This window comes from Arthrobacter sp. 754 (assembly GCF_040548695.1).
In the GTDB taxonomy this organism is placed as follows: Bacteria; Actinomycetota; Actinomycetes; order Actinomycetales; family Micrococcaceae; genus Arthrobacter.
Genome location: NZ_JBEPSC010000001.1, coordinates 476344 through 500793, shown reverse-complemented (window position 1 = coordinate 500793; position 24450 = coordinate 476344). Strand labels below are relative to the sequence as shown.

15 protein-coding genes and 1 pseudogene are annotated in these 24450 nt (G+C 61.9%); 9 read left to right on the top strand and 7 right to left on the bottom strand.

The annotated features are described in order from the left end of the window. The first annotated feature begins 25 nt into the window (after positions 1–25). Entirely contained in the window at positions 26–1495 is a 1470-nt protein-coding gene (locus tag ABIA70_RS02405; RefSeq protein WP_354145999.1) for a sensor histidine kinase, read from the top strand. A gap of 205 nt (positions 1496–1700) precedes the next feature. Here ABIA70_RS02405 and ABIA70_RS02400 read toward each other — a convergent pair whose 3' ends face one another. Further along, positions 1701–1949, bottom strand: a complete 249-nt coding sequence (locus ABIA70_RS02400) for a WhiB family transcriptional regulator (protein WP_003804966.1) — start codon at positions 1947–1949, stop codon at positions 1701–1703. Positions 1950–2194: 245 nt separating this feature from the next. Between ABIA70_RS02400 and ABIA70_RS02395 the strand changes: the two genes are divergently transcribed. Further along, a complete protein-coding gene (locus ABIA70_RS02395) occupies positions 2195–2695 on the top strand; it encodes a hypothetical protein (RefSeq protein WP_502917148.1) in 501 nt (166 codons plus the stop codon). A gap of 13 nt (positions 2696–2708) precedes the next feature. On the opposite strand, the gene ABIA70_RS02390 is transcribed toward ABIA70_RS02395, so the two are convergent. Further along, positions 2709–6830: an FtsK/SpoIIIE domain-containing protein gene (locus ABIA70_RS02390; protein ID WP_354145998.1), complete on the bottom strand. Its 4122-nt coding sequence runs from the start codon at positions 6828–6830 to the stop codon at positions 2709–2711. A 238-nt stretch (positions 6831–7068) separates the two neighbouring features. Between ABIA70_RS02390 and glf the strand changes: the two genes are divergently transcribed. From glf to ABIA70_RS02365, 5 genes are read left to right on the top strand one after another with little or no spacing between them, the layout of a single operon-like run. Next, entirely contained in the window at positions 7069–8256 is a 1188-nt protein-coding gene (gene glf / locus ABIA70_RS02385) for a UDP-galactopyranose mutase (protein ID WP_354145997.1), read from the top strand. Then, entirely contained in the window at positions 8253–10244 is a 1992-nt protein-coding gene (locus ABIA70_RS02380; protein ID WP_354145996.1) for a glycosyltransferase, read from the top strand. Before glf ends, ABIA70_RS02380 begins: the two co-directional genes overlap by 4 nt. Beyond that, on the top strand, positions 10245–11114 hold the full coding sequence (locus tag ABIA70_RS02375) for an ABC transporter permease (protein WP_354145995.1): 870 nt from the start codon (positions 10245–10247) through the stop codon (positions 11112–11114). Between the two features lies 1 nt (position 11115). Beyond that, positions 11116–11886 carry an ABC transporter ATP-binding protein gene (locus tag ABIA70_RS02370; RefSeq protein WP_354145994.1) on the top strand — a complete coding sequence of 257 codons (771 nt, stop codon included), beginning with the start codon at positions 11116–11118 and terminating at the stop codon, positions 11884–11886. Then, the gene (locus ABIA70_RS02365) at positions 11883–14117 is read left to right on the top strand and encodes a hypothetical protein (RefSeq protein WP_354145993.1); all 2235 of its coding nucleotides are present in this window, start codon (positions 11883–11885) and stop codon (positions 14115–14117) included. Before ABIA70_RS02370 ends, ABIA70_RS02365 begins: the two co-directional genes overlap by 4 nt. Before the next feature lie 86 nt (positions 14118–14203). Here the strand turns inward: ABIA70_RS02365 and ABIA70_RS02360 are convergent, their stop codons facing one another. The 4 genes from ABIA70_RS02360 to ABIA70_RS02345 all read right to left on the bottom strand — a co-directional run bounded on the left by ABIA70_RS02360 (position 14204) and on the right by ABIA70_RS02345 (position 17688). Continuing rightward, positions 14204–15064, bottom strand: a complete 861-nt coding sequence (locus ABIA70_RS02360) for a glycosyltransferase family 2 protein (protein ID WP_354145992.1) — start codon at positions 15062–15064, stop codon at positions 14204–14206. After that, positions 15061–15558 carry a GtrA family protein gene (locus ABIA70_RS02355; protein WP_354145991.1) on the bottom strand — a complete coding sequence of 166 codons (498 nt, stop codon included), beginning with the start codon at positions 15556–15558 and terminating at the stop codon, positions 15061–15063. Before ABIA70_RS02355 ends, ABIA70_RS02360 begins: the two co-directional genes overlap by 4 nt. A gap of 128 nt (positions 15559–15686) precedes the next feature. Next, positions 15687–16622 (bottom strand): NAD-dependent epimerase/dehydratase family protein, encoded by a 936-nt coding sequence (locus tag ABIA70_RS02350; RefSeq protein ID WP_354145990.1) that lies wholly within the window; start codon positions 16620–16622, stop codon positions 15687–15689. A 10-nt stretch (positions 16623–16632) separates the two neighbouring features. Then, positions 16633–17688: a glycosyltransferase gene (locus ABIA70_RS02345; protein WP_354145989.1), complete on the bottom strand. Its 1056-nt coding sequence runs from the start codon at positions 17686–17688 to the stop codon at positions 16633–16635. 249 nt (positions 17689–17937) lie between these two features. Between ABIA70_RS02345 and ABIA70_RS02340 the strand changes: the two genes are divergently transcribed. Both ABIA70_RS02340 and ABIA70_RS02335 read left to right on the top strand, forming a co-directional pair. Beyond that, positions 17938–20172 carry a glycosyltransferase family protein gene (locus ABIA70_RS02340; RefSeq protein ID WP_354145988.1) on the top strand — a complete coding sequence of 745 codons (2235 nt, stop codon included), beginning with the start codon at positions 17938–17940 and terminating at the stop codon, positions 20170–20172. Next, a complete protein-coding gene (locus tag ABIA70_RS02335; RefSeq protein WP_502917147.1) occupies positions 20165–22099 on the top strand; it encodes a DUF7657 domain-containing protein in 1935 nt (644 codons plus the stop codon). Before ABIA70_RS02340 ends, ABIA70_RS02335 begins: the two co-directional genes overlap by 8 nt. Before the next feature lie 887 nt (positions 22100–22986). On the opposite strand, the pseudogene ABIA70_RS02330 reads toward ABIA70_RS02335, so the two are convergent. After that, positions 22987–24183: pseudogene (locus ABIA70_RS02330) on the bottom strand (IS110 family RNA-guided transposase). Between the last annotated feature and the right edge of the window lie 267 nt (positions 24184–24450).

Below are 24450 nucleotides of genomic sequence, written 5' to 3'. Positions count from 1 at the left end.
ATCCCGCGTCGCAACTGGAGGTGCAGTGGCAATCTTTACGGACCCCATCAGGGAACATGCTGATTTCGGGCCGGGCGATGCCGAATGGCTGCACCTCCTGGTTGGCGACTGGCAGATGGTCGCGGACCTGGCGTTCGCGGACCTGGCCCTCTGGTTCCCGCACCCTGACTACGGGTACGTGGCGCTGGCGCACGTCAGGCCATCGACCACCCACACGGTGTTCCACGGCGACTTCGTGGGAGAGCCCATCCGCTCGGACCTGCAGCCGCTGGTGGACAAGGCCTGGGGGAGCCGGGCCATAGAAAGGTCCAGCGAGACCAACTGGAGCACCGACATGGCGCTGCGTGTGGAGGCGGTTCCGATGGTCCGCAACGGCCGCACCCTGGCCGTGGTGACAACGCACATGGATCTGTCCAGTTCCCGGATGCCCTCCCGGCTTGAGTTGACCTACCGGCAATGCGCCTACGACCTCCTGCGGATGGGAACACTGGGGCTGTGGCCGGACTTCGCGTCCCCCACGGGCTCGCGGCGGGGTGCTCCGCGTGTCGGTGACGGGCTCATCAGGCTGGACGCCGAGGGCATCGTGCAGTACGCCAGCCCCAACGGTGTGTCCGCTTTCCGGCGGCTGGGCGACGGCGAGTCCCTGGAAGGCCGCTCCCTGGCCGAAGTGACTGCCAGCCTGCTGCGTGACCGGCGCATGGTGGATGAGACCCTGCCCCTCGTTGTCACCGGGCGGATGCCCTGGCGCAGTGAGATCGAGTCACGCGGGGTGAGCCTTTCGCTGCGTGCCATCCCGTTGCGGGACGAGCAGCATCGCTTCGGCGCGCTGGTGCTGTGCCGCGATGTCTCCGAACTGCGGCGCCGGGAGATGGAACTCGTCACCAAGGACGCCACCATCCGCGAAATCCACCACCGCGTGAAGAACAATCTTCAGACCGTAGCCGCCCTGCTGCGCATGCAGTCCCGTCGGATGGTCAGCGACGAGGCCAAGCAGGGACTGGAGCAGGCCATGCGCCGGGTGGCCACCATCGCGCTGGTCCACGAAACGCTGTCCCAGGGCCTGGCCCAGAGCGTCGACTTTGACGAGCTCATCGGCCGCCAGTTCAGGCTGTCAGCCGAAGTGGCCTCTCCTTCGCAACAGGTGAAGACCGAGCGTTCCGGGCTCTTTGGCGAACTGCCCAGCGACTTCGCCACCCCGCTGGCCCTGGTCATCAACGAGCTGGTGACCAACGCCGTCGAGCATGGCCTGGAAGGGCGCGCAGGAACAGTGTGGCTGATGGCGGACCGTTCCGAGGAGGAGGACGGCGAGGAACTGCTGACCGTCACTGTCGCCGACGACGGCGTGGGGCTGCCGGATACGCCGCACGTCGAGGGGCTGGGGCTTCAGATTGTCCGCACCCTTGTCACCAGTGAGCTGGGCGGTTCCATCCAGTGGCGGCCCCGCGAGGGCGGCGGCACCGCTGTCCAGATCCGGCTCAGCCTGGCGCCGAGATAAGTCCAGGGTTTTGCCGTTCCGGGCGCCGCCGATCAGGACGCCGGTAGCCTAACCGGGACGCCCGGCCATCGGTCGCCGCTCAGGCGGAACGGCCCTTAAACGGTGATGGCCGCGATTCCTGAAAGGATCGCGGCCATCGGCCTCTGAATGCGTTGGCGCCTCATTGGCGCCGTCTTGTCTTGCTGCCGTCTTGTCTTGCTGCTGGCTAGGAGGCGCGGCGGGCGCGTGCTGCACGGCGCTTAAGGGCGCGCCGCTCATCTTCACTCATGCCGCCCCAGACGCCGGCGTCCTGGCCGGACTCCAGAGCCCACTGGAGACACGTGTCAACAACGGGGCAGCGGCGGCAAACGCTTTTGGCTTCTTCGATCTGGAGAAGTGCCGGCCCCGTATTTCCGACAGGGAAAAACAGTTCCGGGTCCTTGTCGAGGCACGCCGCGCGGTTACGCCAATCCATGCTGATCAGTTGCTCCATTTCTGGGAAAAAGCTCTTGTGAAATTATTCACGAGTGGCTACAAAGGAAAGGGGCCCTACGGGGCCCCCTTGTCATCTGGGTCAAGCCTGTCATGTTAACGCTGTGTAAACAAGGGGTAATACGGCTTGAAATCCCCGGATTGCTGAGCGATGCATCACATGTCTGCTGCCGACCCGCACCACTGTCCGACTATGTCCGGTAGGGTGCCAGTGTGTCAAGACCCCCCGTGAACCCTCCAGATCCGTCGCCCGAGCCTGATCCGGGCCAGCCCGGTTCGGGTGAGTCGGCGAGCGGCGATGGGTCGGCTGGACCCCAGCAGGCGGCCGCCGTGGAGCGTCCGCGCGGCATCGTGGTGATAGCGCTGATTGTTGCCGCGGAGGCCACCGCCTTGTTGGTTGCCGCGGCCTGGTATGGCTACGAACTCCTGACCAACGCGCCGGTCCTATCCTTTGCCGGAGCAGTCTTCACGCTGGGCCTGCTGCTCGCTTTTTCAGCCTGGCTTTATGCGGTTGCCGCCTTCCTCCTCCGGGGGCGCCGGTGGACGCGGGCTGCCGCCCTTGTTGCCCAGCTGTTTGTCCTGACCATCGGCTTTCCGACTCTCACGGGCGGCGTTGTATTGGCGGGGATTGCCATGCTGGTGCCTGCCGTAACGGCCCTGGTTCTTCTGTTCGACAAACGCGTCATCAGCTACGCCTCCCGGACGGGCGACTTGCCGCCGGCCCTGTAGCCGCTGACGCTTGTCAGGCCGCCGGTGTTCCAGCCTTATCCGGAGGTATCCAGCCCAACTGGACCGGGGCGGCGCGGCCGTTCTGGATCAAGACGCTACGTCCCGGGGGAGGGTTTGGTTCCGCTTCGAACCGAACCCCAAAGAGGTCTCCGTCCAGGAAAGACCTCGGCGCGATCAGCAATGCCGAGCCCGAGTTGCGGGCCTGCAGCGCCAACGGGATCCGCTGCGAGATAACCGGGCTGAAGCCGGCGGCAAAAACCATGGTGAGGCCCAGCGCATGGAGGTCAGCCAGGTCGCGGTTCACCTCCGGCGCGAGGAGGTCGGCGTCGTCAATCAATGCCACAGACCCCCGGTCAATTTCGCCGGCAGCCACCTGGCGCAGGACCTTGGGCCAGTAGACCGCGGGTTCGGCTGCCGGCTCACGCCCGAGCCACGGTCCAGACCCGGGGTTGAGCGCAGGCAGGAGCCGGAGAAAGGATGACTTCCCGGACGAGGGGCCGCCGAGCACGGCAAGGACCCCGCCTGACTGCAGCCGGAGGGATACCGGGTCCAGTTCGTCGCCGCCAACGCCGATCCGGATGACGCGGTGTCCCGGGGTGGGCCTCGGTGTGGTTCCCGCGCCCGGTATTTGACCCGCCGGGACCATCTCCGGCAGCGGCTCAACGCGGAAGGGCCGGCTCAGCAGGGAAGGATCTTTCGCTTGGCGGGCCGAGATTGCCTGAGCTTCCGCGCGTGGCGTGTAGAACTGACAAACGGCGGTGTCGACAGCGGAAAGCGAACCGTCTGCCACCAGGGCCCCTACTGCGACGCCCCGCCCGCTTGCCGACAAGGTCGAGGGCAGTTTCGGCCAGGCCAGCCGGCTGTCTTCGCTGGACCCTGCCGGGAAGTACACCCGGTTGGGAATGGCTGCGAAGAACCTGGAGGTCGCCAGTTCGCGCTGCCCGGAGATAACCACTGTTATCCCCGCCCGGCCGCCGTCGCGGACCAGGTCATGGACGAGATCCTCCGCCCAGCCCCAAGGGCCGGCACGAAAAGCCGAGACCCACGAACCCCACCCGGCGACCGCCAGCACGAGTGGGGTGTGGCCCGAATCGGCCGTGCGGCCCAGACGCCGGGACTGCTCCTGCGTTAGACGCTCCAGGATGCGGACCGCGCGCCGGACCTCATGGAGACCGGCCCTGGCACCCACCCGACAATGGGAAGCAATTCCATTGAACGAGCTGTCCGGGTCGAGGACGTACAAGTGCGATTCCACCGGGTGTGACGCCAGAGCCACAACAGCCAGCCGGATCGCCTCCGGGACTCCAGACTCCGGTGCGCCGACAAGCGCCAGGTGTCCGAGCCGGGCAGGTTCCCAGATCAGGGGTGCTGTCCTTTGTTCGGTGGGGAGGTCCATCAGTCCGAGTCCGACGGACCAGCCGTTGCTGCCGCTGCCGCTGCCGCTGCCGCCGGCACCGCCGCCACGGCCGCCATGGGCAGCGTGCCCTGCACCGTCGGCTGAATCAGCCACCGAACCGGTGGCAGCCGGTGGGATGGGGAAGCCATCAGGTTCGGGCAGCACAGTCGGGAGCGGCGAAGCCACGGGTCTCCGGACGGCTCTGCCTTCCACGGACTTCCACAGTCCGGACATGGCAGCAACCAGGGGAGCGGTTGCCGTGGCGGGAGTCTGTTCGGGGCCAACAGCCCCGGGCCGCGGCGTTTCCGTGGGGGAGTCAATGCATTCCACCGCCAAGTGAACCGACATTCCGGCGGGTTCGGTATCCACGGCTCCTGCTGTCAGCGAACCGGCTTGGAACTCTGTTGGAGCTTCTGTCCCACGCACCAGAAAGGCCCTGCCAGGAGTATCTACGCTGATGCCGGCTGCGGCTTTGGAATTGATGATGTCCATGGACTCCATCTCGGATTGGACGCGCAGCGCAATGCTTGTGGTCACGTTAGCGCGGATGTCCGCCGTCAACGCCCCTTGGGGACGTTGCGTTGCCATGATGAGGTGAATCCCGAGCGAACGGCCGATTGCCGCGATCCTCATGAGCTCACTAAGAGCCGAGGGTGCCTCCTCTACCAGCATGCGGAATTCATCTATGACAATCACGAGGTGGGGGAGCGGTGGGCCACCAGCTGTTGAGGATCGGTAGGACGACAGGTCGGGTGCCTGAGCGCCGGCGAGGGCTTGCTCGCGGTACCTGATTTCGGCCCGGAGGGACCGTAAGGCCCTGTCCAGCTCATGGCTCGAAAGGTCTGTGAGCATTCCCACGCAGTGCGGCAGCCCGGTCAGTGGCCCTAGTCCCGAGCCACCTTTGAAGTCGACGAAGAGGAAGTTGATGCGATCCGGCGGGTAGCTGAGCGCCAGGGCAACCGTCAGGCTACGCAGGAGTTCGGACTTGCCCGAACCGGTGGTGCCGGCGACCAGCAAGTGGGGCCCGTCCGCTTCAAGGTCGAGTATGCGGGTACCGCCCATGCCGATGCCGATGGGGACTGCAAGGCCGGCGCGGTTGCAGTTCGCTGACCACCTTTCCGACGTTTCCGCTGCCGAGTGGGGGAGCAGGTCCTCAAGCCGGCACGACGTGGGGATGGTTTGGCTGGAGGGCGCGGCTTCAGTGGCATTGTGCGCCAACTGCCGGCACAACGTGTTGAAGACGTCCAAGGGAACCAGATCCGGGGCGAACCGGATGTCCTCGTCACCTGCGCGGAAGAGCGATGACCGTTCACCGAGTTCGACATCGGCCAGCATCGTGGCTGCTGTGCTGCTTACGAACCGCAGGACTTGCCACGCCTTCGCGTGAGCAGTCCCGATGATCCGGTCAGCGGATACGGCGGTATCCAGCAGAATCAGGACTCCTTGCCCGGGGCGGGGATCGCGCTGCAGCATTGGCTCCAGCGTGGCTGCCGCACTGGAGAGCGTGATGCCATTCAGATAGCGGGCGCCGAGCGGAAGCTGGTCCGCGCTGCCATGAATCAGCACACGGATGCCGCAGCCCGAAGGATAGCCGGCGAGTTGGATGACGAGGGACCGAACGAGTCCAACGACCGAAGCCTTCGGCCCCCGGATTGTGGTGAGCGGCTTGTCCGGGTTGAGGGTCAACGGCAGCATGCCGCCAGGCGGAATCGACCGGCCCGGATCAGGCGGCTCGAACCGCAGGTTGGCCGGCTGCACGGCCTGGCCCAGGCGCAGCCATATACCGTTGCCCTCGCCCGGACCGGGCACCTGCATGCGCGCTGGCCCGCCGAGGTTGCCGCGGCCCCGGATCCTGAGAGCGACGGTCAGGTCCGACAGCGGCGGGGCGGCCCGCCGTCGTCGTTCCTGATCGGTGGCCACGGCGGCGCGGACCGCAGCAGCGAGTTCGCGGCGTTGCCGGCGGCCGGAGATCAGAGGCACCACAATGGAGACCGCCGAGACGGCGGTGAAGGCGAGGAACATCCACATGCCGGTGACCACGGCCAGTCCCACCCCGATGACGAGCGGCAACACAGCCGTCACCAGCAGCGCCGTACGGTTGGCGGGATCCTCACGCCGGCTGACAATTAACGGCTCGTCGACAGCCAGCCCGGCTTCATCCAATGTGCTACCGGGCTGTTCGAGGAAGACCAAAGACAGGGTCGAATTGCCGCAGCGAATGGTCGATCCGGTCGAAATGATGGCGCTTCGCACGCGCTCGCCGTCCACCTCGGTGCCATTGGCGCTGTCCAGATCCACAATCGAGATAGCGGACTCGGTCACCACCAGGCTCGCATGTTCCCGGGAAAGATCCGCGTCGGGAATGAGGATTTCACCGTGGCTCCGGCCGATGGTGTACGTGCCCCGCCGGAGTGGCACAACGATGCCAGCCCCGGCGCCGCTGTGGACCGCAAGTGCAAGTGAGGCGGGAGGATCCGAGGTGCGCTGCCTCGGCCGGAGCCCGCCGTCCGGCGCGGCGCCGTCAACAAGAACGGCTCCGTTGACAAGCGGACGCTGTCCGAAAGTGAGTGAACCCACATCCTGGCCGTCGACGCACACCCGTCCCGTCCTGAAACGGGCGGTCAGTTGTGCCTGCAGTTCCGTTCCCGGGTGCCCTTCCGGGCCCTCGATGGTCAGTTCTGCCGGGGGCTCCTGCAGGGCAGCGCCGGGGCTCCGGACGAGCGTGCAGTGCAACAACATGGTTTTCAGTTCCTAACGGTCAGCTTTTCTCCAAGGTAGCCATCACGTGGGCGGGTGTCGTGGGTGGGTGTCCCTATGTGGACTGGACGGCGTTATGTGGAAAAGGAGGCGAACCGGGTTGAGGCCTGGGGGTGGGTGATGGCTCACCCAATTGGACGGTCACAACGGGGTCTCGGGTAGGCTGGAACAGCAGACAAGGCATGGTGTTGTGCTGCCCTCACTCGAAACTGGAGATTTTGTGACCGCTGACCTCGTCATTGTAGGGTCTGGCTTTTTCGGCCTGACAATCGCAGAACAGGCCGCCACTGAGCTCGGCTTAAAGGTCGTCGTACTCGACCGCCGCCACCACATAGGTGGAAACGCGTACAGCGAAACTGAAGAGCAGACCGGGATCGAAGTCCACCGCTACGGCGCCCACCTCTTCCACACCTCGAATGAACGCGTGTGGGAGTACGTGAACCGGTTTACCACCTTCACCAACTACGTCCACAAGGTGTACGGGGTGCACAAGGGAGAGGTCTACTCCCTCCCGATCAACCTGGCTACGATCAACCAGTTCTTCCGCGCCAACATGACCCCGGGTGAGGCTAAGGCACTGATTCAGGAACAGGCCGGCGAACTGGCGGGAACCGATCCCCAGAACCTGAACGATAAGGGCATCCAGCTCATCGGGCGGCCGCTGTACGAGGCGTTCATCAAGCACTACACCGGCAAGCAGTGGCAGACGGATCCCAAGGACCTGCCCGCGGGGATCATCTCCCGCCTCCCGGTGCGCTACAACTACGACAACCGGTACTTCAACGACAAGTACGAAGGCCTCCCGACGAACGGTTACACCGCCTGGATCGAGAAGATGGCGGAACACCCGAATATCGAAGTCCGGCTCAACACCGACTTCTTCGACGAGTCGCACGAGTACAGCAAGAACAAGGTTGTCGGCAATATCCCTGTCATCTACACCGGTCCAGTGGACCGCTACTTCGACTTCGCTGAAGGCGACCTCTCCTGGCGCACCATCGACTTCGAAGAGGAGGTGCTCGACGTCGGCGACTTCCAAGGAACCTCCGTGGTTAACTACAACGACGCCGATGTGGCCTACACGCGCATCATCGAGCCGCGCCATTTCCACCCGGAACGCGAGTACCAGACGGAGAAAACCGTCATTATGCGCGAGTTCTCCCGCGCCGCGGAGAAGGGCGACGAGCCCTACTACCCCATCAACACGGCCGCGGACAGGGAGCGCCTGCTCAAGTACCGGGACCTGGCGGCGGCCGAGAAAGACGTACTTTTCGGCGGACGGCTCGGTACCTACAAGTACCTGGACATGCACATGGCCATCGGGTCCGCGCTGACCATGTTCGATAATACAATCCGCCCGCACTTTGAGGGTGGCGCCAAAATTGAAAGTGGAGGAGTCACTGCATGAGCTCCGGCGACGCAGTCATTGACTGGGCAACGATCCAACGGGTAATCCTGCCCTCCGCCGATCAGACAGACACCATCCCGCTGTACGTGGATGCCGGCCCGGCTAGCGGGATCCGGCTCCGGGAGAACGACGAACTGGCCCGCTCGCCTAAGCTGCCTGAAGACAAACTGCAGATGTTTAGTTCTGGCAGCAGCCAGGCGCACTTCGAGGACCTTCTCACTCGTGAATCCATGCGCGTTCGATCCGGTGAACAGATCTCGTTCGGCACTTACTTCAACGCCTTCCCGGCAAGTTATTGGCGACGATGGACATCCGTCCGCGATATCCGGCTCGTCGTCAGGACCAGCGGCGCCGGAACGGTCACGGTCTACAAGTCAAACGCAAGGGGTTCCGTTCAACGCGTTGATGGGCACCATGTCGAAGGAGAGGCCACCTCGGTTTTCGAGCTCTCCCTCAAGCCGTTCGGCGACGGTGGCTGGTACTGGTTTGATCTTGCCGCCAGTGCAGATGGGCTGGTGCTGGAAAGCGGACGCTGGGAGACCGCGGAGGCTGCTCGTGAAAATGGTCAGGTAACTCTGGAAATCACCACCATGAACAAGCCAGATTTTTGCCTGAACAACGCCAGAATTCTCGCAGAAAACCTTGAGGTCCTCACGAACGTCAAGGAAATCCTGATCGTGGACCAGGGCACGCAGAAAGTGGAGGACCAGGAGGGCTTCGCCGAGGTTGAGGCGGCACTTGGGGGCAAGCTGCGCGTCATCAACCAGGCCAACCTGGGCGGGTCCGGTGGCTTTGCCCGCGGCATGTACGAGGCAGTGGAGAACGGCAGTGATTACGTCCTGCTGCTTGACGACGATATTGTCGTGGAACCCGAGAGCATTGTCCGGCTACTCACGTTCGCGGACCGCTGTCGCAAACCGACGATCGTCGGCGGGCACATGTTCGACCTGTACAGCCGCAGCGTCCTGCACACCTTCGGCGAAGTCGTTGACCCCTACCGAATCGTGCCCGCACAGCCACACGCCGACATGGAGCTGCGCCACGATTTCAGCGTCGCAAACCTCCGGCAGACTGCCTGGCTGCACCGCCGCGTGGACGTCGATTACAACGGCTGGTGGATGTGCCTGATCCCCACCAAGGTGATCGAGGAGATCGGCCTTTCCCTCCCGCTGTTCATCAAATGGGACGATGCCGAATACGGTCTGCGCGCCCGGGAAGCCGGTTTTGCGACCGTATCTCTACCAGGTGCAGCGGTATGGCATGTCTCGTGGGCCGACAAAGACGATATGGTCGGCTGGCAGTCGTACTTCCACGGGCGTAACCGGTTGATTACCACGCTCATTCACAGCCCTTATCCTAAGGGCGGCCGTGTGTTGCGGGAGTCTGTGCAGGCTGATGTTAAGCACCTCGTTTCCATGCAGTATTTCACCGAGCATGGCCGGATCGAGGCGCTCAAGGACATTTTCAAGGGACCAGATGACCTCCACCGGGTCCTGGCCACAAGACTTCCGGAGATCAATGCCCTGAAGTCCGAGTACCCGGACGCCCAGCTGAAGGAGGACGTTGACGAATTCCCTGCGCCAAAGCTGGGCCGGGGCCCTATTGGGGGAGCAGCTATCGGCATGCCGCGCAAGAAGGACCTCGTTTCCTGGGGTATCAAGACCGTGGCGCGGCAACTGGTCAAATCTCCCGCGCCGGAGAGCTCCCAACGTCCGCAGGGTTTCTTGGCCCACCGCGACAACCGCTGGTTCCGGCTTGCCCACTACGACAGCGTTATCGTGTCCAATGCTGAGGGTACCGGAGCCTCCTGGTACCGGCGCGACCCCAAAAAATTGAAGTCGATGCTGGTGGAGGCCACTGGCTTGCATCTCCGGCTCTATCGGGAGTGGGACAAACTTGCCGCGCAGTACCGCGCCGCAGTTCCTGAGATTACCTCGATGGCAGCGTGGAAGAAGACGTTCGACGCCGATGCCAGGGACGGTCGGTAGATGGCCGGACAGGCTGACCAACTCGTCAGGCCCGGTATGGGCCGGGGCCTCCTCGACATATACGGCGATCGATTCCTGTTGAAGCTGTTGGTACGCAAGGAAATCAAGATCCGCTACCGGGGATCAGTGCTTGGGCTGATGTGGTCCTATGTGAAACCACTGATGCAGTTTCTGATTTACTTCATTGCGCTCGGCATCTTCCTGAATCTTGAACGAGGGACGCCCAACTACGCGATCTACCTCTTCTCGGGCATCGTCCTGGTGAACTTCTTCACGGAATCCCTGTCGAATGCCACCCGCTCCATCGTCGACAACCGGGACCTCATCCGGAAGATCTATCTCCCGCGCGAGTTATTTCCGGCGGCGACTGTGTGGGTCTCAGCCGCCCATTTCCTGCCGCAACTGGTAGTGCTGATTGCGGCGTGCCTGGCTGTCGGCTGGACGCCGTCGGTACTGCAACTGGCGGCCGCGACCTTAATCTTCTTCATGATGGCTGTGCTGGCTACCGGCCTTGGCCTGATGTTCGGCGCAGTCAACGTCTACTTCCGCGACTCGGAAAACATCGTGGACATGATCGTTATGGTTGTCACTTGGGCCTCTCCCGTGCTTTACGTATGGACCATGGTGGAGCGGGTCATGGGGCCCTTGTACTGGGTCTACCAACTAAACCCGATCACCACCGCCGTCGAAATCTTCCACTGGGCGTTTTGGGAGCCGACGCTAAAGGCGGACCAGATGGTCAGCGAGACGATGGCCCCGGATTTGCTGACCTTCTGGCTCCCAGTGTCCTTGCTCATTTCCGTCGCCATCCTCTTCCTTGGTCAGTTGATGTTCCGGCGCCTTTCATTACATTTTGCTCAGGAGCTCTGACATGACGTCGCACGGCCACATTGCAATTAGCTGCATTGGCGTCCGCAAACAATTCGTTCTTCGCCATACCCGTTCCCTCAAGGAAGCATTGGTTTGGTTAATTAAGGGACGCAAGGGCGATCTGTCGAAGAGGTTTATGGCATTGACTGACGTGTCCCTGGAGGTGAAGCAGGGGGAGACGGTGGCACTCCTAGGGCTTAACGGCTCCGGCAAGTCCACGCTTCTTAAACTGATCTCAGGTGTTCTTCAGCCGGACGGAGGTACCGTCCGCACCCGCGGACGCGTAGCCGGCCTCATCGAAGTTGGGGCAGGCTTTCACCACGACCTCAGTGGACGTGACAACGTCTACCTCAACGGTGCCATCCTTGGCATGACCGAGAAACAGATTGATGAGATGTTCGACTCCATCGTTGAATTCTCTGAAATCGGCGAATTCATCGACACCGAGGTGAAGTTTTACTCCTCAGGAATGTACCTCCGATTGGCTTTCTCCATCGCTGTTCACACCGATCCAGAGGTTTTCCTCATCGACGAGATTCTCGCCGTCGGCGACGAACCGTTCCAGCGAAAGTGCATTGCAAAGATCAAGGAACTGTCCGCGCACGGGAAGACGCTGTTTGTGGTCAGCCATGATCTTGACCTCGTGTCAACCGTTTGCGAGCGGGGAGTCCTCCTTGAGCACGGGAATGTGGTTATGGACGGCGAAGTGCACGCGGTCGTGTCGGAGCTGAGGCGGCGTTCCGCTCACGCGGAGTCCGGGGATAGTTTGTGAGTCAGTTGCGCAAGCGCGGGGATCTGACGTGGCTGGCAGTGACTGTGATGGTCGCTCTCCTCGGTTCGTTGATTCCGCTCGTCACCAATAACAGGTTCTACTACTTCGACGATACCCAAGCCGGCGCGTTCGGCATCTGGTTCGAAATCGGGACCAAGCTCAGCGCGGGGGAGTGGCCGCTCTTCAGTGACAGTGCATGGGGGGCTGGCAACTACGCCGCCGAGGGGCAATGGGGGATCTGGAACCCGGTTATCCTCTTTATGGGCTGGGCAGCCAGCCGCTCAGCAAACATTGTCCTCTTTTCGACGATTCTGAAGATCACCTTCCTCTGCACACTGGCGGCAGGCACTTTCCTGCTGGCCAGGAATTACAAGGCAAGCGCGGAATGGTCAGCCATCGCTGGGGTTGCAGTGACACTGACCGGATTCACTGTGTATATCGATGCGGCTTCTTGGGTCACTGGGCTGATGGTGTTCAGCCTCCTGCCTATCACGTGGTGCGGGCTGCGTCGGATGGCCTTTGAGGTCAAAAATCCGTTCTCCGCAATAACTCCCGCCTACATACTAATAACTATTGGCTATGTCCACGGAACGCTCCTTTTGGCCGTTGTATTCGCGGGTCTGCTCATTGAGGCGTGGTTGCACCGTAGCCGCAGCGGAGCCGTCCGCCTGCTTCTCGCCGGCATGGTCTGTGGGCTTGTGGCGCTGGCGGTTTACCTCCCAGGCGTTCTGACTGCTCCAGTAACTGCCCGCACCGGCGGCATCACGAACAATGGCTTCCTGACACCCGATCTGACCGGCCTGCTGACGGCCTGGGTGCCTGGAAGCCTGCCCCAAGTCACTGGGTGGTGGGGCAGTTTTGCCACTGTCCCACTCTTGTACGTGGCCTGGTTCCTTCCCCTTTTCACCATTGTGGACTATGCAAAGGTGAAGGCAGCCGGCCGGGAACTGTCGTCCCTCGGGGTCGTAGGGCTGGTGGCGCTGGCCTTGACGTTGGCTCCCAGCGATCTGGGGCCTCTTCGCTTTCCCATCAGGATCATGCCGTATGTTTCTTTGGCGGCACTGCTGGCCCTGTCAGTGATGGTCTCGCGCTTCAGGGTGACAACGCTGGGCCGTGGACGCATCATCATCACCTCCGCGCTGGTTTTTTCCGGGCTGTACCTCGCCTGGAGCCAGTACCCGTCTTTCCGGGTTGCAGCGCTCTTCGGTTTGCTGTCCGTCGGAGGTATCGCCGCGGTTCTCTTGTTGCTCTATATTCCCCGGCTACGGCCGCGTCTCAAAGGCCCGGCAGTGGTGGCCGCAGGGATACTGTTGGTGAGTATGGTCATCGCCGTGGGTCAGCATGTGGCCTTTAAATCTTCGCCCCTGCCAGACTACCGAATGCCTGATAGCCGGGCAGGATACTCCGGTCAACTTCCCGCAGCCCAAGGCGGCACATTTATCGTCGGGGATCCCACTGTGTTGGGACCGGGAATCTGGAATGAAACGCTCGCCGCAAACGCCTGGTATCTGAATTCTGCCGAGGTCCAGAACCTGTATTCGCCAATCATGTTTGCGAAATACGCTGAAGACCTCTGTATCTCCAGTCATGGCTGGACGTGTCCAGCGTCCGGCCGAAAATTGTTCGAGGCCGACGCTGCTACAGGCAAGCCGCTGGCGGACCTGCTGTCCATCGACACGGTCCAACTCCTTCGTGATCCAGACCCATTGTCCGACGGAGCGTTCAATGCCAGCCCACCGGTTGGCTGGCGCGAAGCCAGCAGGTCCGTCGACACGGCTACATGGGTCCGTGACCAGCCGTTGCTGAACACTGGCCAACTGGTCTGGTCCTCAGATGGAACAGCCCTTTCCTTGGTCTCGGAAAGCAATCAGGAGGTTGTGCTCCGCGTGGACCGGATGGGCGATGCTGCTGGTAAGGCAGTGCTCAGCCGACTGGCATGGCCAGGATACGATGCCGACGGGGCGGCTATCACTGCGCCGCACCGCGGGTACCTTCTCGCAATGGACATTCCGGCTGGGTCTGCCGGAAAAATCATCACGGTGCGATTCGAACCGCCGGGTTGGCCGGTTGTCGTTGGCTCCATCGTTCTGGCACTTGGGGTTTCCGCAGCCTGGACTCTCGCCGAACTCTTCTTACGTCGAGGACGGAAACGCAGGGCTTCGCCGCAGCGCCGTGGTGGAGCCGCAGGTGAGCTTCCCCGGCGGCAGACAGAATCGACGCCAGCGTCCTGATGTGCTGGTGGCGCCTTGCTAAAGCCAAGGCGCCACCAGCACATCCGGCCGCACAGCGCCGCCCGCGTGGGCGGCGCTCCTACAAGCTAGACCGTGCTTTGGACGGCGTGCTGATGTCCCATCCGCCGGTTCAGCCGGACGTAGGCCAGTCGCCGCGCGTACGACATCGCGATTGCCTTTGCGTTTCCAACCGCCACATCGAACCGGCTAAGCAGCAATGGGTCGTCTTTCCTAAGCTGGTTATGGAAAGCGATCGCCTGGTCGGACTGCTGGCGGGCCAGCCTCACACTCCACTGGCTTGCACTGATCCTGAAGGACGCCAGAGTTTCGCGCAGCGCCACAAAGTCGCCGTGGCGACAGATGCGTACCAGTGTCGCTTCGTCAATGAGGTAGGGGTGGGAGTTATCCCACCATCCTTCCACGGCGAGCAGCTCGCGTTTGAATAGTGAGCAGGCAGGTTCGCCAAAGATGTTGGAGCCAGCGAGAACGGTGGCTCGGATGGCTTTTCGCCCGCTTATTCGGCCGTCTACGCCCTGCAGCCCGCGGCCCTTGAGGAATAGCCTCCCATTGGCGTCAACGAGATCACGGCGGGACGAGACCATGACAGCCCCCGGGTTGTCCTCGAGGGCTTTTACCTGGAGCTTCAGCGCGTCGGGCGAGATCAGGTCGTCGCCGCACACCAGTTTGAGGTATTCCCCTGTGGCCGCCTGGCTGACGCGGTTCCAGTTGGCCTGGGCTCCACCGCCGGTCGGCGTCGGTGTCAGAACGCGGACTTTGGGGTTGTCCGCGTAACGGGCAATAATTTCAGCCGTACCGTCGATCGATGAATGGTCGGCAATCACCACCTCGTAGTCCTCGAAGGTCTGATTCAACACCGACTGGAGGGTCTCATCGATGTACTGGACATTGTTATACGCTGGAACGACGATCGAGACTTTGGGGATCATGTGGTGCTTTCCTTGGAGGCTTCTTTGGGGGACACGGATTCGGGGTTTCGGCGGAATGAGAAATACTTGTGGCCGAAGTAATTGATGATGACGGTCACACACGTGATGGCTATCTGGGCCGGAATCTGCGGATATCCGAGGACTTCGTGGGCCAGCAGCAGCAGCGCCATGTTCGTAAAGAACATCGTTAGGTTGACTAAGGTGAACCTGCCCAGATCCAACCAGAAGTGGCCTTTGACGCGGAACACCAGCTTCCGGTAGACGAAGAACACCGCTATCAGCGAAACGACGAATGCGATGCTGAGAACCACCGGCGAGGGCAGGCCGGGGTTGAACCATGCAATTGTTATAAAAAGGCCGGTGCTGAAGGCTGTGTTGGCGCCTCCCACAAGGACGAAGGCTACTCGTTCGTCCTTAATGATCCTCAGGAGGGGTCCCGGAGGTCCATTATGGATACCCTTGACAGCCTCTCCGGGCGTTTCAGGCTGCTTCATGGGACCGACCTATTCTTTGAATTCCTGGAACCGTTACCGGCAAAGACACACCCTAGACTACCGAAGAGCGGCAAGGCAGTCACAACGGGCCAGCGCCGGCAGGCTCTCAATTGCGGCTGCATGCCGCGTCAGAGTTGACCCGAGAGGGCCAGCCGCTGGACTTCCTGGACCGTGTTGTTGATGCCAACTGCAAGCGGCGTCACGGGATGCGCGTCCAGTTCGGCCCAGACCGTGGATTTCAGGCGCAGGTCATGCGCCTGGGCCTTGGCGAAGGGGGATGCGCCCAGGATGATCAGAGGGCGCCGCTTGAAGATCGCGCGGCAAGCACCAATAAGATTCCCGATGGTGTCTGCCCGCTGAGACGCTAAGATCTTGATGACCGACTCTCCTGCCTGGACGTCAGGACAGACCAGTCGGTCGAGTCCGTCCGCAACAAGCCGGCTCGCGTCGTCGACAAACAGATAGTCCCGCAGGGTGTCCAATGACACGTAGACCGAAACCGGAGCGCCCGTGAGGTGCGCTTTGGCAAAAACCGAGATGAGGCCCTGCGGCTTCCGCAGGTTTTGGCCGGGGCCGTACAAATTGCTGACCCTGCCGATTAAAGTCCGGACGCCCGTACGCCGTGCGAAGTCGGCCACCGCTGCTTCGGCCCGCAGCTTGGCGAATCCATACGGCGCCAGAGGCTGCACAGGGCTGTCCTCTGTGAACGGCGGGGTGCTTGACCCCGCGTAGACGCCCCCGGCCGATGACGCCAGGAACATTGCCCCGTTCTGTCCTCCGTCGGCGCAGAGGTCCTCTTCGAACACTTTGAGCGCTTGCGAAAACAGCGAGAGTTCTGCCTCGAGGGCTTCAGGAGAGGTTCCGGTGACGCCGGCGCCTGCGCACCAGGCAATCGTCCAGGGACCCGAAGCCGCTGCCTCAGCGAGTGCCGCGGCACCATTCCTGAATGCATTAAGCGCGGACTCGGGGTCGGACCACGGAATCTTGCTGGTCAGGGCAGTAACGCCGCGCGATTGAAGTTCTCTGACGACAGCCTTGCCGAGGAGGCCTCCGGCGCCGATCACCCACGTGGGCCTACCCTGCATTAGCCACAGGGCCGGAGGGCAACGGGGCCGGTGACTGATGAGCGGTCTTGCCGAGCGGACCTAATGCGGGGTCGCTCACAATCAGGTAGGCAGGCTTCCCCATCGCCATATTGACGTTAACGCCGACATATTCAGCGATGACCCCCAAGGCAAAAAGGGTGACCCCCGTGCTTACTAGAAGGACCACCATGGTTGATGTCCAACCCTGCTGGCCGGCTCCGTGGCCCGTCAGGTAGGCGATGATGAAGTAGATGGCGAGCCCGATGCCAGCCAGTGCGAAAACTGCGCCTATCAGACTGACCAGGCGAAGCCCACGCGTTCCGCTGGAAATCACCATGCGCCAAAAATGTGACAGCAAGGAGCGCAGGCGGTAGCCGGAGCGGCGGTCACCCTCCTCGCGCAGCATCACCGGGCAGGTCGCTGTCTTGTCGGCAATCCAACCCATGGCGACGTCGAGGTAGACACCGTGACCTGCATAGGCGGCGACCGAGCGTGCGACTTCACCGGTCACCAGACGAAAGCTCTGGTAGCTCGTAGCATCGTCGCTGGAGAGCAGGAAGCGAACCGCGCGCTTGGCGCCCTTCGAAGCCACGTTCCGGAGGAAACCGTGCGGCGCAGGATTGCTGGGCATCGCGTAGGTCACAGCTGCGTTCTCGGTCATGGCCGTATCAAGGAGATCACCGATGGCTGCCGGGTCATGCTGTCCATCCTCATCCATTGTGACGACCCAGTCGCCCCCAGCGGAGGCCATCCCGGCCAACGTGGCAGCATGCTGCCCGAAGTTGCGGCTCAGCCAAACGCCACGGACTATATCTATGGAACCAGTGAGAGACCGGATGACGGCGGCTGAATTGTCTGGACCATGGTCAAAGACCAGCAGGACTTCCGAGACCACATAATCGTGGCCACCCTTAGTGGTTGACACTTGCCGGTAGGGGAGAAGTTCGTTAACCACTCCCACCAGAGTCTTCTCGCCTTGGTACACGGGGATGACCACGGATATGCGATGGGGCGTTGAGTTGGTCTCTGGTTGAGCGAGCGTCATATTAGGAGATTCTACCGGCTCAACCGGGCAATGTTGGCGCCGGCGCCACATGCTTGGATCCCCCGGGACCGTGCGCAGCCTCCGCCTGCAGCGTCCGGAACGTCCCTCAGGTAATATGGGCCCTGTCCCTCGCGCGCTGTCACTGCGGCGGACGCATGCCCAAACTGAACGGATCGTGAATTGCAGCCTTCCCTACCGCCCTCGTCACGCAACAGGAAGTGGCTACTGTCAACGGCCGGAGCGGTCTTGATGCTCAGTCTGATCCCGCTGATGTTCTACCGCCGGTATTACTTCCAGGACGATACGGAAAACGGCGCTTACGGAGTGTGGTACCACCTCGGTGAGAGTCTGTTTCAGGGGAAAGTGCCGGTCCTAAGCCCCTCAGTCTGGTCGAGCGGGAACTTCATTGCCGAAGGACAGTGGGGCACTTGGAACCCGTTGGTCATGCTGTTCGGTGTTCTTACCTATATCAGCCCGAACGCCGTTGTCCTGACAACGGCGTTGAAGGTCGCCATGCTTATAGTCGCGGGAATTGGGACCTTCGTTCTCGCCAGAAGCTACTCCGTGCCGCCGGAATGGGCTTTCGTAGCCGGCATAGCTGTGCCACTCAACGGTTTCACGATGTATTTCGATGCGCCGTCGTGGGTCACCGGAGCACTCGTGTGGGCGATTTTTCCGTTTTTCTGGGCGGAACTGCGCGAGCTCATGGCTGGCAAACGCAACCCCATCTGGGCCTTTGTCACGGGTTATCTCATCGTCACAGTCGGTTATGTAGCCGGCACCGTCGCTATCGGATTCATCCTCCTCGCCGTCGGTATCGAGACGTTGATTAGGAGGGCGTGGCTGCAAGCGGTCCGCATTGCCATTACGGGTGTTTCCCTGGGGGTTGTCGCCGTCGTCGTATTCCTCCCAGGGGTCCTTACCGCTGCAGTGACTACACGCGGAACAACGGGCGTCTGGAACGACGACTACATGAGCATCGACTTCACGAGTTTGCTCATGGCCCCGATCGCCACCGCTTACCCCCAGCTTCTTTCCTGGTGGTGGTCGGGAACGGCGGCAACGAGCCCGGCCGCCTATATTGCATGGTTCCTGCCGGCCATCGCGTTCATTAGCTGGAGCGCTTTCCAGAAACTGTCAACCGAACTCCGCGACCTGTTCTTCTTCCTGGCAGCATCCGCCGCCTTTGTCCTGCTGCCGACGACCATCGGTCCACTGCGCTATCCTGCCCGCTTCATGCCCTACGTCGCGATGGCGGCGGTTCTGCTGTTGGTGGTTACGCTCGCCCGCTCAAGGCGGCCCGTGATAAGCCGTCCCTCCCTCTACTTCGCACTGGGGCTCGTCGGGCTGGCGGCTTATCTCGGCTGGGCGCAGATTCCAGGGCGGTTCCTAACCATCACCTTGGCATCAGTCCTGGTTGTCAGCGGGCTTCTGGGCATTTGGTGGCTGCTGAACCACCCGGAAGTTAAGGAACACCGCTGGAATAAGTACGGATTGAGCGCGCTCTCACTCCTCGCGATCGGTGTGCTGCTTGCGACGACGGCGACCACGGTGCTCCAGCACCGGACATCCCCCCGCAGCGGTTTATCGATCGCGAATCAACCCGAAGACGTCTCTACCTATAAGGGTGTTCTCCAGGGCGTGAGAAACGATGTGATCGTAGTTGGTGATCCACTGGATTATCCGCAGGAGCAGGTCACATGGGAGCAGACGCTCATGGCCAACGCCTGGTATGTGAGTGACGCCACCGTCATGAACCGCTATCAACTGGTCGGCTATTCCAAGCTCAATGAGCTCCTTTGCTTACGCTACTTGGGAGGGACGTGTCCGGAACTTGCTGAACGGTTGTTCGACCGCAGGGCGGAGACGGGAATGTTGCTCGTTGATGAGCTGCACATCGATAACGTTCAGATCCTCAAAGAGTCATTCAACAAGCCCCAAAGAGCGACGGCCTCCAACAACTACGTCTCACGGGACGAAGAAGTGGAGATCCCCAAAGTTCCTGACGGTTGGCACGTAGCGGCAGAGACCGAGGGAACCATCCTATGGAGCCGTGACGTACCCTTGGGCCCTGCCGGTGGTGTCACTTGGACCCGTTCCGGGACACAACTGAGCGAAATCTCGCGGGACGACACTAAAGTCGTCCTTCGGGTAGACGAGGTGCCTGCATCCGGCGGGCGCGCGGCACTGAGCCGGCTTCCGTGGCCCGGATACAGCATCGACGGTGCCCAATTTACTCAACGTCCAGTGGGCGGCTATCTCCTTGGCCTGGCTATTCCGGGTGATGCCAAAGGCAAGTTGATCACCATTAGCTTCGAGCCTCCCGGATGGCGAGTTGGTATCCCGCTTTGGGCCCTGGCTGTAGCCGGAATGCTGATCTGGTCCACAGTCACGGTGATACGGGGCCGTCGTTTGAGTCGGCAAGGCGTCGGTCGGGCCGCGCCGGCGGTTCCGGGCGAGCTCGTGGCAGCCGACATTGTCTGAACAGCTGAGCAAATTGTGGACGAATATATGTGTTGGGGATCGCTGGGCGAGAGCATTGGTGGTCATTGCATACCTCGCTGTTTCGTTGGCAGGCGTCACAACCTCGTCCATTGGAATAGCAGATCTTCGGCAGGAAACTACCAGTCCATTGGGGTGGCAGTTCGGGCCAGCCCAGCCGATCCGATCTGACGAAATACACGCTAACTCGGCTATTGCACTTTCAATCATCGCGACAGGGGACTCGCCTAGCCTCAGTCCTTTGGCAGCCCGGGCAGACTTAGTTCACCGTTATCCGACTAACGGCGTTTTCGAGCAACTGGTCTTTTTCGACGGACAGATATTGCGTTTGGGTGCGTTCGTTCCCCACGACGTACTCTTCGCCGCTCATTGGTGGTTGCCTACTTTGTTCCTGTTCCTCGCATTTCCGGCGTGGTTCAAGCTGATGGGCCTGTCCACCCGGTACGGGTGGTTCGCTGCGGGGCTGATTGCTCTCTCGCCGGCCAATGCGTGGTGGTCGCTGCTTCCCGTCCATATGATGGCCTACACCGCCGCCGGTTGTGCGTTGATGATCGCGGCATTTCGCGCGTTTGAGCAGATGCGAAGGGTACGGGGATCACTCCTTGCTATTGCTGCTGGCATCCTTATTGCTGGAATGCCTTCGTCGTATGCGCCGTGGGCCATCCTGCTCGGAACTCCTCTCTTGGTCGCGTCAACTCTCTTTGTGCTCACACGGAAAGCATCGCTAAGGCCCCGGCTTGTAGCCGTCGGCATCACTGCAGGCGCCGCAGTAGTGTTCGGGCTTGGCACCCTGTGGGAGAACCGCGCCGGACTGTCAGCCATGACGGGTACTGTCTACCCGGGCGGTCGGAGGTCTATCGCGGAGCCTCAGCCTTTCGGACAGATATTCGACGCACCTCATTTGTGGCAATTGCTACGATCTGTGCCCAGCGGCATCAACTCCAGTGAGCTGTCGACTTCATTCACGGTCCTCTTTTTCGTGGCGGCGCTATTATTCGCCGTTAGTTGGCGGGCAGGAGGATGGCTACAGCGAATCCCGGAGTTGACGATGGCATGCTGGGCCGCGCTTTGGCTGGCTTGGATGACGCTACCACTGGGTGAATGGAGCCGGTCGTTCCCTCTGTTCAGTTTGATCCCCCCCTACCGGGTTTCTCAGGTAATCGGCATGGTTGCGGTGGTCCTGGTCGCGCTTTTACTGGCTCGCATGCGCGGAGACGGGACTTGGCGCCTTGCCTTGACTGCAGGAATTGCCTGCGGTGCGGTGACTGTGTACGCGGGCGAACTCCTCAGGAGTTCAGAACTACCGGACCTTACGGTTGAGGCCAGTTTCACTTCTGCAGCGCTGGTGGCATTCGCCGTTATTGTGTTGGTAAAGTTCCCGCACCGTGTTTGGCCTTTGACTCTCATATGTGTCTTGGCGCTCATTCCTGTGGTCCGGGTCAACCCCGTAATCGCTGGTGTGGGTGATCTCCGCGCTTCGAGTACTGCAGAGTGGGTGGCCAACCAGGCAGCGACAGTGCGAGAAAGTGGAAAGCTGTGGGCAAGCAATGACCCGGCGCTAAATACATTGCTCTTGGCAAATGGCATCCCTTCGCTTTCAGGCCTTCAGCGTTCCGGACCGAATCTTGAAGCCTGGCGAAGGCTGGACCCCTCGGGCGCGGAATCAGTCAATTGGAATCGCGGCGGAGGCTACATCTTCTTTTCATGGACTCCCGGAGCACCCACAAAGTGGGACAACAATGATTTTGACGCCGTTGGTGTCGCAATCGATCCCTGCACTCTGGGGCGTGCTTGGCCCGAGCTTGATCGAATACTGTCAACCGAGCCGGTGACTGCGTCATGCCTGACGCTGGATCACCAGATGATTTGGCAGGACAAACAAGTATTTGTATACGGCGTCCGCCTCTAGACGATTCGAACAGGAGGAGGCTGGCGTCCCAGGTCGCATCGGATCCTTCTGAAGGCCACCGTCGCCGATGCGGATCCGGATCACCCAGCTTGACGGGGCGTGTGATGCGCTCGGGGCAGTGATGTTCCGGTCCTGGCCGAGGCGCGGATGGCCTCTGTCGAAAGGACCCGGAAGTGTGGTCAGGGGCGGAACCTCCTTTTCTAAGCAAGGCGTGGGTTGCCTGCCACACTCCGTGGACAGGTAGGCCACATTTGAAATTTGGAGTTTCCAGCTACGTTCGAGCGTACAAGGGTCGGTTGGACGTCCATGCCCGCACCGTTGGCCGGCGCCTTGGACGCGCTGACAAGACCGGGGAATCATTCTCCACCGGATGACTCCGGATCATGGCGAGATTCTTGCCGGGATCCTCTGGCATCGCCGGTGGGAGTCGTCTACGAAGCGGGCCCGACAGGCTTCGGCCTGGCCAGGTTCCTGCTGGCCGCCGGGTCGAAACGGTGGTCGCAGCTCCGCCCAAGCTCCAGTGCACATCTGGGGACCGGGTAAAGACCGATGCGAAAGATGCGCAGCATTTGGCCCGGCAGGGCAAGCTCGGTGAGGTCACCGGCGTCCGGGTACCGTTACACGATCGGGATCTGGTCCGCTCCCGCGAAGACGTCCGGGGAGACCTCATGCGCTCCCGACACCGCCTCTCCAAGCTCCCCTTACGCCAAGGCATCGTGTATTCGGGTGGGCAGGCCTGGACCGGCACCCATGAACCCTTGCTGGCGCGCCAGCGTTTCGACTCTCCGGCCCGGCAGCTGACCTACGAGCAGCGCCGGGCAGTCAACAGATGCGCCATCGGGATCCGTTCGGACTCGGAGAGAAGGGGGGTGCCTCTATGGTTTTCGTCAAGCCGCTGAGGGCAGATTTCGTGGTTCGGGGTCTTGGTAGAGGGTTCCGTCTCTGAGCATGGCGAAGAGGACGTCTGAGCGTCGGCGTGCGAGGGCGATGAGGGCTTGGTTGTGCGTTTGCCTTCGGCTCGTTTCCGGTCGTAGTAAGCGCGAGGGCGGGTGGTGCGGGGCTGCGAAGGCGGAGAGGAAGAGGGCACGTTTGAGTTTCTTGTTCCCGCGCCTGCTGGTGTGTTCGCCCCGGATGTCCTGGAGCGCCTGGTGACGCGTGCGATGCAGCGTAGGAGGCCAGGTGGGCGGCGCTGGCGAAGTGTTTGCCGGTCACTTCGGTGAGGATTCGGGCACAGGTCCTGACGCGATTCCGGGCATCGAGGTCAGGACCTTGTGAAGTGGGTGGGCCTCCACGAGGGCTTCGACCTGGGCGGCGATGTCATCGCGCTGGTGGCGAAGGGACAGCAGCTGCCCAGCCAGTTTCGGCAGCACGACCCCTGCCGCGCCGGTGCCCACGACCACAACGGTCTGTTCTCCGAGGGCAGCGAAGACTGCGTCCGTGAGGCGTTCGGCGGCGCGGGGTGCGCGCTTCTTCAGCCGTGCCTTGATATGTCCGCGGCCGGCAGTCCTCAGTGCAGCCGGTGTGGGATAACGGGTGAGCAGGTCAGCTACGGCCGGGTGATCGAGATGCGGGCCCAGTGCCCGCTCGAGGGCTGGTGGATCTGGGTGAGCAGCCCGCGGATCGGTTGGAGGTTGCGGTGATCTGGGCGGCGAGGTCGTCGTCGAAAGCGCCAAGAACGGCGAGTTCGGCCAGCGTTTCATCATCCACGGCGATGGATCGCAGTGTGTGGGGCATGGTGCGGGCGGCCTCGGCGACGATCGCCGCGTCCCTGGCATCAGTCTTGGCCTGGCCCGGGTGCAGGTCCGCGATCCTGTGCATCGCAAGGCCTGGAAGGTAGCCCATGGCCACACCGGATGCCTGGGCGATCGCGACAGGCAGCGCTCCGGTCGTCGCCGGCTGGTCCACGACGAGCAGGATCTTCCCGTTGGCGGACAAGGAATCCAGGATCTCCCGCAGCCGGGCCTTGTCGTTGGGCAGGGCCTTGTCGAAGAGCTTCTTCCCCGTGCGATTCAGGGCCACGCATGGTGGCGGGATTTCCCCACATCCAATCCGATGAATACGTCTATGTCCTGCTGATCCAGAATCACCGCCACACCGAGTTCCTTCTTCGCGCGTCACCGTCCTGTGCTGGCTGGTCAACGGCGGCAGGAGTCGGCATCCACGTTACGAGGGACCCGTCGTCGTGCCTCTACCAGCGATCAACTGCCGCCAGGCCGGTCCCGGTGACAACACCCCCCGGGTCATGAACGACTGGGAACAGAAACCATGCCGGGACCGACCGGCCAACACACTCTCATCCTCCAACAGGACCGGGGCTACGAAAAAGGTAACGTGCGGGAGATCACAGGCGG

Coding starts and splice junctions, on each gene's coding strand:
- ABIA70_RS02390 (WP_354145998.1), bottom strand. CDS start 6,830: ATGTTGTTGCACTGCACGCTCGTCCGGAGCCCCGGCGCTGCCCTGCAG.
- ABIA70_RS02370 (WP_354145994.1), top strand. CDS start 11,116: ATGACGTCGCACGGCCACATTGCAATTAGCTGCATTGGCGTCCGCAAA.
- ABIA70_RS02400 (WP_003804966.1), bottom strand. CDS start 1,949: ATGGATTGGCGTAACCGCGCGGCGTGCCTCGACAAGGACCCGGAACTG.
- ABIA70_RS02375 (WP_354145995.1), top strand. CDS start 10,245: ATGGCCGGACAGGCTGACCAACTCGTCAGGCCCGGTATGGGCCGGGGC.
- ABIA70_RS02380 (WP_354145996.1), top strand. CDS start 8,253: ATGAGCTCCGGCGACGCAGTCATTGACTGGGCAACGATCCAACGGGTA.
- ABIA70_RS02355 (WP_354145991.1), bottom strand. CDS start 15,558: ATGAAGCAGCCTGAAACGCCCGGAGAGGCTGTCAAGGGTATCCATAAT.
- ABIA70_RS02345 (WP_354145989.1), bottom strand. CDS start 17,688: ATGACGCTCGCTCAACCAGAGACCAACTCAACGCCCCATCGCATATCC.
- ABIA70_RS02360 (WP_354145992.1), bottom strand. CDS start 15,064: ATGATCCCCAAAGTCTCGATCGTCGTTCCAGCGTATAACAATGTCCAG.
- ABIA70_RS02340 (WP_354145988.1), top strand. CDS start 17,938: ATGCTCAGTCTGATCCCGCTGATGTTCTACCGCCGGTATTACTTCCAG.